The sequence below is a fragment of the Paenibacillus sp. NRS-1760 genome (assembly GCF_050467785.1).
Classification (GTDB): Bacteria; Bacillota; Bacilli; order Paenibacillales; family Paenibacillaceae; genus Pristimantibacillus.
On record NZ_JBITPK010000020.1, the window covers coordinates 167,649 to 179,260 of the forward strand.

The 11,612-nt window shown below is 41.8% G+C and carries 15 protein-coding genes; 10 read left to right on the top strand and 5 right to left on the bottom strand.

Annotated features, from left to right (window positions below; genetic code table 11):
* Window positions 1-2: 2 nt before the first annotated feature.
* The 5 genes from ACIFSR_RS27660 to ACIFSR_RS27680 all read left to right on the top strand — a co-directional run bounded on the left by ACIFSR_RS27660 (window position 3) and on the right by ACIFSR_RS27680 (window position 4,166).
* The gene (locus ACIFSR_RS27660; RefSeq protein ID WP_339203995.1) at window positions 3-761 is read left to right on the top strand and encodes an ABC transporter ATP-binding protein; all 759 of its coding nucleotides are present in this window, start codon (window positions 3-5) and stop codon (window positions 759-761) included.
* A 105-nt stretch (window positions 762-866) separates the two neighbouring features.
* Entirely contained in the window at window positions 867-1,346 is a 480-nt protein-coding gene (locus ACIFSR_RS27665; protein WP_430061492.1) for a DUF4265 domain-containing protein, read from the top strand.
* 124 nt (window positions 1,347-1,470) lie between these two features.
* Complete coding sequence (locus tag ACIFSR_RS27670; RefSeq protein WP_430061494.1) at window positions 1,471-2,052, top strand: hypothetical protein; 582 nt, start codon at window positions 1,471-1,473, stop codon at window positions 2,050-2,052.
* A gap of 386 nt (window positions 2,053-2,438) precedes the next feature.
* Window positions 2,439-2,960, top strand: a complete 522-nt coding sequence (locus ACIFSR_RS27675; protein ID WP_430061496.1) for a DUF4303 domain-containing protein — start codon at window positions 2,439-2,441, stop codon at window positions 2,958-2,960.
* A gap of 486 nt (window positions 2,961-3,446) precedes the next feature.
* Window positions 3,447-4,166 carry a suppressor of fused domain protein gene (locus ACIFSR_RS27680; protein ID WP_430061498.1) on the top strand — a complete coding sequence of 240 codons (720 nt, stop codon included), beginning with the start codon at window positions 3,447-3,449 and terminating at the stop codon, window positions 4,164-4,166.
* Window positions 4,167-4,629: 463 nt separating this feature from the next.
* Here ACIFSR_RS27680 and ACIFSR_RS27685 read toward each other — a convergent pair whose 3' ends face one another.
* The 3 genes from ACIFSR_RS27685 to ACIFSR_RS27695 form a co-directional block, all read right to left on the bottom strand.
* Window positions 4,630-5,256 carry an FMN-dependent NADH-azoreductase gene (locus ACIFSR_RS27685; RefSeq protein ID WP_339203990.1) on the bottom strand — a complete coding sequence of 209 codons (627 nt, stop codon included), beginning with the start codon at window positions 5,254-5,256 and terminating at the stop codon, window positions 4,630-4,632.
* Window positions 5,257-5,326: 70 nt separating this feature from the next.
* On the bottom strand, window positions 5,327-5,911 hold the full coding sequence (locus ACIFSR_RS27690) for a DUF3238 domain-containing protein (protein WP_339203989.1): 585 nt from the start codon (window positions 5,909-5,911) through the stop codon (window positions 5,327-5,329).
* Between the two features lie 61 nt (window positions 5,912-5,972).
* Entirely contained in the window at window positions 5,973-6,239 is a 267-nt protein-coding gene (locus tag ACIFSR_RS27695; RefSeq protein WP_430061501.1) for a DUF3238 domain-containing protein, read from the bottom strand.
* Between the two features lie 151 nt (window positions 6,240-6,390).
* Here ACIFSR_RS27695 and ACIFSR_RS27700 point away from each other — a divergent pair, with 151 nt between their 5' ends.
* The 3 genes from ACIFSR_RS27700 to ACIFSR_RS27710 all read left to right on the top strand — a co-directional run bounded on the left by ACIFSR_RS27700 (window position 6,391) and on the right by ACIFSR_RS27710 (window position 7,423).
* Window positions 6,391-6,864 (top strand): MarR family winged helix-turn-helix transcriptional regulator, encoded by a 474-nt coding sequence (locus ACIFSR_RS27700; RefSeq protein ID WP_430061503.1) that lies wholly within the window; start codon window positions 6,391-6,393, stop codon window positions 6,862-6,864.
* 158 nt (window positions 6,865-7,022) lie between these two features.
* Entirely contained in the window at window positions 7,023-7,178 is a 156-nt protein-coding gene (locus ACIFSR_RS27705; protein WP_430061641.1) for a helix-turn-helix domain-containing protein, read from the top strand.
* Window positions 7,179-7,201: 23 nt separating this feature from the next.
* On the top strand, window positions 7,202-7,423 hold the full coding sequence (locus ACIFSR_RS27710; protein WP_430061643.1) for a DDE-type integrase/transposase/recombinase: 222 nt from the start codon (window positions 7,202-7,204) through the stop codon (window positions 7,421-7,423).
* 181 nt (window positions 7,424-7,604) lie between these two features.
* Here the strand turns inward: ACIFSR_RS27710 and ACIFSR_RS27715 are convergent, their stop codons facing one another.
* Both ACIFSR_RS27715 and ACIFSR_RS27720 read right to left on the bottom strand, forming a co-directional pair.
* A complete protein-coding gene (locus tag ACIFSR_RS27715; protein WP_430061505.1) occupies window positions 7,605-9,248 on the bottom strand; it encodes a M56 family metallopeptidase in 1,644 nt (547 codons plus the stop codon).
* Window positions 9,249-9,250: 2 nt separating this feature from the next.
* On the bottom strand, window positions 9,251-9,658 hold the full coding sequence (locus tag ACIFSR_RS27720) for a BlaI/MecI/CopY family transcriptional regulator (protein WP_339203986.1): 408 nt from the start codon (window positions 9,656-9,658) through the stop codon (window positions 9,251-9,253).
* Between the two features lie 425 nt (window positions 9,659-10,083).
* Between ACIFSR_RS27720 and ACIFSR_RS27725 the strand changes: the two genes are divergently transcribed.
* Together ACIFSR_RS27725 and ACIFSR_RS27730 are read left to right on the top strand one after the other, a co-directional pair.
* Complete coding sequence (locus ACIFSR_RS27725; RefSeq protein ID WP_430061645.1) at window positions 10,084-10,644, top strand: sigma-70 family RNA polymerase sigma factor; 561 nt, start codon at window positions 10,084-10,086, stop codon at window positions 10,642-10,644.
* A complete protein-coding gene (locus ACIFSR_RS27730; RefSeq protein ID WP_430061507.1) occupies window positions 10,625-11,317 on the top strand; it encodes a DUF4367 domain-containing protein in 693 nt (230 codons plus the stop codon). The genes ACIFSR_RS27725 and ACIFSR_RS27730 overlap by 20 nt, the downstream gene beginning before the upstream one ends.
* Window positions 11,318-11,612: the final 295 nt, after the last annotated feature.

The window sequence follows — 11,612 nt, forward strand, 5'->3', positions numbered from 1 at the left end:
ATATGACTAAGATTATTATCGGTGATCATATAGTAAAGTCTTTCGGCGAGGGCGATGAACAGCGTAATGTTCTTGATGAAGTGTCCGTTGAAATAAACGAGGGCGAGTTCGTTTCGGTTATGGGACCTTCTGGCTCGGGAAAATCGACGTTATTGTTTGCATTGAGCGGAATGGACAAAGTTGACAGTGGAAAGGTCGTTTTTGACAGCAGGGAATTATCGGCGGCCTCTGAGAATGAGCTTTCAGATATACGTAGAACAAAAATGGGATTTGTTTTTCAACAGCCGACTATGCTAAAAAATCTAAATATCCTTGACAACATCATTCTTCCATCAATGCGCGACAACAGAAAAAACGCCGAAAAAATATCAGAGAAGGCAAGAGTGCTTATGAAAAGGGTGGGCATTGCGGAGCTTGAAAAGCGAGATGTTACACAGGTTTCGGGCGGTCAGCTTCAACGTGCGGGAATATGCCGCTCACTTATGAACAGCCCGAAAATCATTTTCGGAGATGAGCCGACGGGTGCGCTCAACTCAAAATCTGCGGAGCAGATTATGGATATATTTTCTGAAATTAACGCAGACGGCACTGCGGTTATGCTTGTAACTCACGATGCAAAGGTTGCGGCGAGGACAGAGCGCATTATGTTTATGCGAGACGGAAAAATCGTAAGCGAACTAAACTTTCCAAAGTTTGACGGGACAGATATGGATGGCAGGGTCGATAAAGTATTGGTGAAAATGTGGGAAATAGGAATATGATTTGATTAAAAATAAATGATCTAACCGGAATCAAATATACAAACGACTCAAGGAGGTCCGTTATGTTAGCGGAATTTATCCTAAGAGGTAGATGAGGAGCATCGTATGGAAGATAAATTAACATTGATTAAGGTTATTGCTGACACAAATTCACAAGGAACTGTTTTAGAAGAGCTTCCTGCAGAATACCTAAGCGATCAAAAATTCAAATTATGTGCATCACCAGGGCTAGCTCTAGGCCTTGCGAAAGGAGATACAATAAAACTCCATCCGAGCGGAGATTTTGAATTAATAAAACATGGTGGAAATTTCTGCATTCAAATTTACAACGAACAGCCTATCAAAGAAAAGATAAAAGCAGCTGAATCTATAGTCAAGCGAGAGCTTTCGGGTTCTTTAGATGGATTTCATAATGGTTCACTTGCCTTCACCGCTCCCATCAGCAATGGATTTCATGCCACCAATAATGTTTTCAATAAAATTAGAAATTTATTGGATTCTGAATACTATTACTCTAATATTTACAAAAATCCATATAATTTTGACGATGAAGAGTTAGTTAGTTGGGCTAGAGATCTGGATTAATTGGTTCGACAGATTGCAGATATCACCAATGCATTACATTTTGATATTCATTCTGACGGATGGATCAAAAAAAATGATGCGTGACCATAATATACCCAAAAGCTCAAGAAGTACAGGAGGCAGTATGATAGATGAAAGGCATCTTGTTTATTTCAAAGAACTCTTAGAAGGAAATTCTGAAATCTCTTTTAGGGCATATCTTTCAAATAATGAAGATTCTTTACGCAAGCAATTTTCTCCAGCAAGATTTGCAAGACTAAAGTTTAAGTCAATTGATGAAATAATAAAGATTCTTGACGAAGAAAAAATATCCTACATCATCAATGATCAGGCTATAAGAAACGAAAATTATTTGGCGACATTTCATCCGGATGCATGGAATGAAAAAGGCAGGCTCAAGGAAGGATTCAAAGACACCATATTCAATGGAATTGTTCACGATTTTAAAACTAAGGGCGAAGATGCAGTCTTAACCCTCCATAAATACATCGAATATCCTAAAAACATCAATAACAAAAAAAGTATAGAAAAACTCGAAGACATCGAATTATTCGCCGAAACGGAATTATGCCTAGGAGATAAAAATCTTGGCCTTTTTTTATTGAAGGCACTAGCATCTATTGAGCGTCAGTTTTCCGATGTGGATGATATTGTCCTTAGAGCAAAAGAAGCTGTCATTAAGCAACAATCATCGAAAGGAAACTAAGTAACTTCGTATATAAGCACTCAAGGGTAGAATCCAGATTCTGCTAACGACTTGCATACTGCGACATCAACTCTATTACTTTACTCTTCCTTTTAACAGTTAATCACATTGAATAAACGTACTACACGGCATCAGCGGCCATAGCTATGACGCGCTGGGCCGGCGCATAGACAAGCAGGACGCCTTCAGGCGTACGAGCTTCCTCTATGACGGCGGCCTGCTTGCTGGAGTGATTCACGGCTTTCATCTTTCCGAGTATCTCTACGAGCCCGACGGCTTCGTCCTCTGGCCAAGCTGGAATCAGAATGGAAGGCCGCTACCGAAGAGCAGCGCAGGAAATACCCAAGACCTTTGCTAGGCAGAGACATATTCTTATGAGGTGAAAAATGCTAGAAAATATCGATCTTGTGAAATTAATTAGAGACTCAGCTCAAAACTCCTTTTCCGAATTACGAAAATCTAACCCAACCGATGAGTTTTGCGCCTTCGGACTCTATTCAGATGAAGGAGCAATGACTGTTTGCCCTTCTGCAAACACAAAAGAATATCTAAAGGAGAAATGCGAAAAAGACCCGGACGAACCCTTGTACTACAAATGGAGTCCCGCCGAGTGGAAGTATGAATTCTCTGGTCATGAGTGGTTTAATGACGTACAGCAAGTCATCGATCAGTTTCATAAATCACCCCATACAGATGAACAGTTTACCAATTTTCAGGGATACCTATATGATTCATGCATACTCGCTCTGGAACAGTTGAGATCAGATGGATTTTTTCAAAAATGTATAGTTGTTTTTTCCGTAACAGATTATTTAGATGATGAAAAAGAGATTTCTTGGATCTATCGTCTAAATGATCCCAAAGAGGCATCCGAATTCGAAAATTGGGTTAAAGATCAAGAAGATTGATTATTTCACCATACCTTTAGAAAAGGTGGTTTAGGCAACACTGCAAAGTTTCATTGATATCCGCCGTCATTACAGATCCACGCTGATGGCCAGTACAAGCAGGGCACCCTCGCAAGCTAGTACGGCTGGTGTCAGTTGACAGAAACTTTGTTCCATAACAAGTTGCGTAAATCGTGGCTTTTTTGATTTATGGGCTCAAGTTCTTGTCATTTGATGGTGACAAGAGCATTGTCCCATTCCCGACGGATGATCAACAGTGGGAGGGAAGGGGGGTTAGCCTGAGCGGCACTTAAATAACTAGGGTTTGATGAATCCCCGCTTGTCTGTGACTAAGCGGGGATCGAAATCACTTCTCATAGACCTAGATAAACGCCTGTAAGTCCAAAAGCATGAAGAGTATTGGGGAAGATGGGATTTATCCCTTGTATATAGTCTTTATGCTATGATGAAATAGATGAAAAATGAGGAAGAAAAGGAGAGGCGAACATGTCTAAATCTACGGAATATTCGGAGTCGGGGAACCCAATCTATCGCTATAGCGATAGACAGCATGAATGGCGGCCTCCGGTATACGGGGAAGAAGAATGGATCGAGAAAATCGAAGACCACGTGCGCAAGCATATCGGGGAAGTCGATTCCGTTTTCCACGAAATCCTATCGGATGTCGTTCATATTGACGTCCACTTCATAAAACCAACTCCCGAACGCAATTATTATACTTTATTCACAACTGGCATGAGCTTTATGCCCATGAATACGCCAGAAGGAGCGGAAGGCTACGAATACGCGGAATTGATGATCTGCTTGCCGCCGGATTGGCGGATCTCGCAAGAAGATTTACAAAATCCGGATCACTATTGGCCTATTCGATGGCTGAAAATGTTGGCCGGTTTTCCCCATGACTACGACACTTGGCTAGGCTGGGAGCATACGGTGCCTAATGGAGATCCGGCCGAACCGCTATCGCAGCAAACGGAAATGAGCGGAATCATTTTGCTGCCTCCCCTTGATGTGAACGAAGATTTTCTTTCACTTGACATGGAGGATGGGCGGACCGTACACTTCTATGCCATCGTCCCGCTATATCCGGAAGAAATGGACTTCAAGTTGAAGCACGGCAGCGACCCGCTGCTGGATAAATTCGAAGAATACGGCATTAACGAGATTATCGATTTGAATCGGCGCAATACGTGCAAAGCTGGCTAGAAGGTTGGAAGCAAAGCGAATATGAATAAGGGCACAGATTCTTGTCAACTGACACCGGATAGGCCCACATGGGGCGCCTTGTCCCATAAGGTCGCCGGTGTCAGGCATTACAGGGGCAGCCGGGCATGCCCTCGTGGGACCGGGAATCGAGCTACTTCTCCTTCTGGCCAATAGATGAACTGGAGGCTCTCAATAAAGATTTCTCTTGGTAAGATGGATTAACTGATTAAGAGCCCGTCTGGGTGGAGTGAAATTCATTCCGTCGTGATTTTTTTTGGTTGTGAAACCGGTAACGGCGGGAGAGCGCATCGCTGGCAGCGATGAGGTCAGGGGTTCAGTCCGCGCGGACGTAATAAAGTGAGTGAGCTTCGAAGGAAATGCATCTAGTGGAGGAGCACGGCGTCTGAATCTACCACTATAAAAGTGTTGATACTGCCATATTCAGTGAGAATTGTTTTGCTAATTAGAACGTACTTGCTACTTTAAGAGCTTTTTCAAGACCATCCACAATTATCTCTTCTGCTTTTTCTGGGAATTGATTGTGGCCTTCTATCACAATTGTCTCTATATCATTTACTCCGAAGAATCTCATCATACTTGCTACATATTTAACAGCCATTTCAACGTCAGCTTTTGGTCCTTCAGAATATACACCGCCACTAGCGTTTAATAATGCAATTTTCTTATTCCCCATAAGTCCCACTGGACCGTCTGGTGTATATTTAAATGTTTTACCTGCTCGGTTTAAATAATCAATATATGTGTGTAGCACAGCTGGGATTGTTAGGTTCCATAATGGGAAACCAAACACAACTTTATCAATAGCAAGGAATTGATCTAAATATTTATCAGCAACAGCTACTGCTTTTGCTTCTTCTGCTGTTAACGCAAGTCCTTTACTCGTTTTAAAAGTACCATTAATCATATCTACGCCTACATATGGCAATTCTTCCTTGTATAAATCAAGCTCTATTATTTTATCATTTGGATGCGATTCTTTGTAACTCGCAAAAAATTCATCATATAATTTTACACTGACTGATTGATATGCTGGGCGATTGTTTGCTTTTACGAATAAAACTGTTGTCATTTGTTCCTCCTGATGTTCACTACTCTAAGGTGTTTTATTATTAATTACTAAAAAGTTCATCGTATTAGCTTCACAATATCTTTTTGAATCTATACTCCATATCCCCACCCATAGCTGCAGGTGTATCACCAGTTTCTCTGAAATCATGGGTATAAATTTGTTCAAACGGACCCCAATTTACTTGCTTATAAAATTCATAACAAGGGAATCCATCGTGTTCCCCTTGAATGTCGACAATACCATCTTTTTTGACAAGTACAGTTAATAGATAGTCAACAGGAGGTGCTAATACATTTAATGGGTTGCTAGCACTTGCACTCATTTGAAATTTGACCTCGTCTGACCCCCATACAATATCCGTGCACAAAATGCCTTCCGTACTAGCTTTTCCTAATCTTTTATTAATGGAACCATCAGGAGTTGTGGTTTTTTCTGTTGTTATGCCCGTATTCACATATGTGAAAATTTCTTTTTTGTAGAAATCTACAATGACTTCTTGTTCAATTCTTGAACGCAAAGTGTTTACTGCATAAGGTGTAAACTCACGTGAGTCACCTTCGAATTCGATTGTGTTACCCGTTTGAATATCTTTCCTAGGTTCAGTCCAAGATGTTGGAATAAATACACTTGCTCTAACTTTAACGATAGTAGTCATGAGAATACACCTCTGTAATGTTTAATATTATTTTTCGTATGGTTAAATGCTTGCTTTTCCTTTAATATTTGCTGTTTGCAATCCCAGCTAGCGCTGCTGGAGTGTCACCAGTTTTTCTGAAATCATATGTATATATGAATTCAAATGGACCGAAATCTGTTTGTTTATAAAAGTCATAGCAAGGGAACCCATCATGTAAACCTTCGATATGTGCATCCCCAAAAGAAACATCATCAGCGCCCCACCTTCCAGTTGAAGGATCTTTAATAGGTTCCAACCAAGCATACGGTGCAAATACACTTCCTCTATTTTTAACGATATTAGCCATAAGAACCCTCTATAATTTATTAATTTTGTCTCGGTGAATTCTATTTCTTTCACAATCGTAATATAGTCAACTTGATTGACTATATTACGCATAGTACAATGAACTCTGAACAAAGTCAACCTAGTTGACTTTATTTAAGGAGGTAATATGTATGAATAATCATTTTTTTAGTGAATTAGATCTTACATCCCTTTTGTCATTATCTTTTAGTGTATCGATTAATGAACTACATGACAGATTGAGTGAATTGGGATTTGATGATATTAGGCCTGTACATGGTTTTATGTTTAAATGTATCAATCCTAATGGAGCAACAGGTATAGAACTAGCCGAATATTTAGGAGTTACAAAGCAAGCTGTGAGTAAAATGGTGGATTATCTCGAGCAATGTGGTTATGTAATACGCAAAGCTCATCCCACTGATAATAGAGGGAAAAATATTATTTTGACCGAACGAGGTTGGTTAGTAGTGAAAGCAAAAGAGAAGATTCTAACTGAGATTGAGCAACGTTGGATTGAAAACATTGGAGCAGAACGACTGCAAATGATCAAAGAAGATTTATCAAAATTAATTTATGGAGCAAATGAAGGTAATTTACCAACAAGAGTAAGACCTGTCTGGTAATCATAGAAAATTAAAACCTCTCCTATAATTGAACTACACCCCAAAAAATAGACATTAGAAAAAAGCTGGGTTAATCTAAACTATTTTAGGGGTGTTTGGCATTGGCTACAAAAGGACAGAAGTTTAAACGTTACAGTTAGGAGACCAAGCTAAAAGCAATCGAGCTAAAGCTAGGTGGCAAAACAAAAAGGGAGATAATAAAGGAATTGGGGATTGAAGATGAAGGTCAGATTAAGAAATGGATGCGTAAATACAAGCAACTCGGAGAGTACAGGCTTATGGATAATAGAGGGCGCCGTATGCAGGACGTGTAGCGGATAATAGACTTAATCATGATATTACAGCAGACAAACCCAATCAGAAATGGGTCACGGATATTACTCAGTACCGCGTGTTCGATCAGAAGATTTACCTGTACGTTATTAAGGATTTGTTTAATACTGAAATTATTGCTTATCACATGAGTTTCAACAATGAAAATTCGTTGGTTTTAAAAACGTTTGAAAAGGTATTTAACAAGCTGACTCCGGTTGAGTACCGTCGCCAGCTTGTTTCCTAGGGCTTTTTTCAATGTCTACAAAATCGGGGCTTGACCATGCAGCATAGGTTTTTTTATTGTCTACAAAATGGAGTCTTGTTCAGACTGCTGCACTGTTTATTTAACTATCGTTCTCCGATTGTACATTTGTTGCCCTAAGGCCTTGCGGTAGCAGTTGATAGCCGCTAGTCTTTCAGCTCATTCACAGAAAAGGGTTAATATTTGTAATATCTCCAGTGGATCGGTCCACTGTTACAAGAAACCGGCCATCGCTAGTAAGATTGCCTGCGGAAGAAGGTCTAATTTCAAATAAAATAAGTGAGTCATTGGCGTAGCTATGCTCTATTGTTGTGATTTGTACTTCTTTAACACTAACGTCCAAGAATTGTTGAGCCAATTGAGTCGCTTTCTCTTTACTTTGGTCTATTGAAATCCATTGTTCTTTTTGTATTTCATTGCTTTTGTTTGATTCTTTAGCTGCCTTCATATCATTAATACCAATTATTTTATTATTTTGACCAACCCATACACGCATACTGTCGTCTGCGGTTACATAAGTGGCAGTTTCTCTTTCATCTTTTATAAGTGAAAAACCAGTCAGGTTAAAATACTTCTGCAATACGAGAGTAGCTTCTTCTGCAGTATTGACTGTCAGGCTTTGGATTTGGCCGCCTCCAGGCTTCGATAGCTTTGCCACTTCCACTGTTTCATTTGATTGGGTATTCCCTTGAGCATTTACTAATGAGAATGAGCAGACAGTTAATAGCGTTGCTAATCCTAGTACAGATAAGCGCATAGAATTTTTCTTGAAATGTTTAATCATGAGTATTCTCCTCTTGAGATGCTTGTAATTACCCGATAATCCGACCAAACTTGGATATCTCCGGGCTCCTGCATAATGCTCCAACAAATTAATGATCGTCTGGCCGTAAGCTGCTTTGTATTCAGCATGGATGTAGGACAAGGCTAATGCATCACAGGCTACCTCTTGATCTGCTCGCATTCGTGCGTAGACAACCCACATTATCGGATTAAACCAATGTAAAATAACCAGAACATGCATGAGCCAATTCATCGCAATGTCCCTGCGCTTGATATGTGCCAGTTCATGATTGAAAATATAACGGAATTGATCGGCATCCATCGAACGAATCAACGAACTGGATAATAAAATCCTTGGTTTCATAAACCCATAAACCGCAGGACTCGGCACTGCATCTGTTACGGTCAGAAGAATCGGTTGTTTGACCGACATTTGGCGCTTGCATTGCTCGAATACTTGTAATACCGCCGGATGGGTTACACTGGGCTGTTTTTTAATTCGTCTATACACGTTGATATTGGCTGTAAGGGTTACAAGGCTCAAGATTATGACCCCTAGCAACCAACCAAACAACAGGATGTCTCGCAGCGTTATTTTGGATAATTGATCCACAAACGATTGCTTTGCAAGGACTTGTTTTTCAGGAACATTCGCAGAGGAATGAACTATGACATCGGATGGGTCTTTGAGTGACCATTCGCTCGGTGAATCCGCGTTGTTCTTCAACTGATTCTTTCGTTCATAAAGAATGGAAATATCATCGAGCGATCCTAAAAGGGATTCATTAGACAACTGCTGCTTCATTGGCAATAGATTGTATACGCTGTACGAGCTTTCTGGCGCCCAAGGCAATACGAGCCGAATGACAACAGGAAACCATAGGAGATATTGCCACTTCGGCTGCAACTTGTTTCTGAGCATCCATTTGATCATGACAATGAGAACAACCAGCACACTTGCCATCAGCGAAGCGCGAATCACCCAGTCGAAAAACACCTGCATATACATCTGCACATATGTCATGGCTATTTGCCTGTCTTCGATTTGTTATCATCGTTTTTGTTATCATCGAATAATTGTTTCAATTCATTGATTTCCTGTTCCGTCAGTTTTTTCTCCTGAAGGAAGTTCGCAAGCATCGGTTTAATGGCTCCACCGTACAATTTTTGCAGAAAACTTTTGGTTTCACTTTGCAAATACTCATTTTCTGAAACCAATGGATAAAACATTTGGGCTCGTCGAGATTCGTCTTTGTTGATTCCAACCGCTTCTTTCTGCACCAGACGGTTAAGCAGCGTACGAATCGTCTTCGGACTCCAGTCCATTGTTTCCGTTAGTTGTTTAACAATTTCGCTGGATGGACATTCCTTCCTCGCCCAGAGGATTTTCATAACTTCCCATTCTGCATCTGTGATTTGTGGTAATTTTGTCATACTCGAAACCTCCCGTTACATGTAAAAGGATCACAATTGTAGGCCTACAACTCATATACTACACGTGTAGTCCTATTGTGTCAACGAACATCCATTCACTTCCTATAACGACGAAAATAATAATAATTATGATGTGTAATACGTCTAGGTGGGAGATCACATCGCTGGCAGCGAAGAGGTCATCTAGAGAAAATAGTGTTAGTATAAAAAGGATATTGGGGATCTTTTAAACCAAAGATGAAGTCGAAAAGCCGCATCAACAGGCATACTGTACATGTGGCTTTTATCGTTATAAATTCAAGCAAGAAGGAGTATGGGGAATTAAGCTCAAATTCGCGAAATCTTTATTGGACTGTCAGATTTAAAGCGAAGTGCAGCGAAAAATGCGCTCAGGCCGTCTAATAGGTGGAGGTGATGATTCAGTGATGCCGGCCGGCTCGAATAACAAGGAAAATTTCCCGAAAGATCCCACTCAAGCTCTAGAACAGTTGATGGAAAGCTTTGGCTCGACGATCATGCGCACCGCTTATTTTTATACCGGGGATCGGCATTTTGCCGAGGATATCAGTCAGGAGGTATTTCTTCGCGCTTATCGCAACTGGAACTCGTTTCGTGGAGATAGCGCGGTTAAAACCTGGTTGACGACTATCGCTATCAACGTTTGCCGGGACAAGATGGGCGTACGGATGTTTACGGAACAGCCGACCGATCCCAGCCTGATGGAGCGGGGACGGATATTCAACGTAGAAGAAGAAGCGCTTAAAAGATTGCAGAAAAGCGAGATTTTGCGGCATATGCTGCGTCTGCCTCTGCCGTATCAGGAGGCTTTGTATTTATATTATTATCTGGACTTGGACACACGGGAAATTGCGAAAGCGACGTCGTCGCCCGAGGGTACCGTGAGAAACAGACTGCACCGGGCGCGCGAGGCGTTGGCTCGGGAAATGCGCAAGGAGGAGACAACCGATGACGGACATGGAGCGTAATTTACGTCAACATTTGCAAAAGGAGTCGGATGATATGTTGTTTTCTAAAATGGAATTGAGCGATAGCGTTAAACAGAAGATCAGGAAACAAGCCGCCGCGGAAGCGAGAGGCCGCCGCCGATTCGTTCTTCCGAAAGCCTGGCTTGCAGGAGCGGCAGCGCTGGTCGCGGCAGTCGTCATAGTGGCGGGATTGCCGATGCTGCAAGAGCCCGCCGCAGTCCCGACGCCAACGGATAATTCGTCGGAAATCGTGCCGCCCGGAAACGGAGGAGCCACAGGCTCGGAGTTGTCCCAATTGATTACAACTCCATTAGGAACGGCGGAGGCAGCGAAAGCAGCTTTCGGTTCCGGTGTGCTTGTTCCTCAAGTCGCCCCGGAAGGCTTCAAGCTGGCTGAGATCGTCGGCGTGGGAATGAAGGACCAACCGCTCAGAGATTTAAACTTCACATACAGCTCGGGTGATAAGACGGTGACGTTCAGCGCGAGCCGCATGCCGGCGGCGTTCCCGACGGACCTGTTCACACAGACCAAAGTGGGTGGAGCGGACGGCTTGATTTTCGAGCAAGCCGAGTTCACAGAGCTGTTCTGGGTGGTTGACGGCATTCAGTATGGCGTGTCCGGTCCGATTTCGGGCGACGAGGCGATGAAGGTAGCCGAATCGGTGGAGCCTTAATGAGTTGATGCGTGTATATCGTGAATGAATGGAACGCCTACCCGTCGAATGCTAGATAAATTGGGGTAGTGTAATAGCCCCACATGAGAGAGCATATCACTGGCAGAAATGAGGTCAGGGGTGAGAATCCCCCTAGGCTCCTCCAAAAAATTAATTCAAACCACTTCATCTGAAGTGGTTTTTTTGGTGAAGCTTATTTGCTTCAGAAGATTACAGGAGGAATTGAAATTTAGGATTGGAATCAAGATTGAATTCAATCTACTTAAATTAATATTGCCCCCGTAAAGGATAAGAC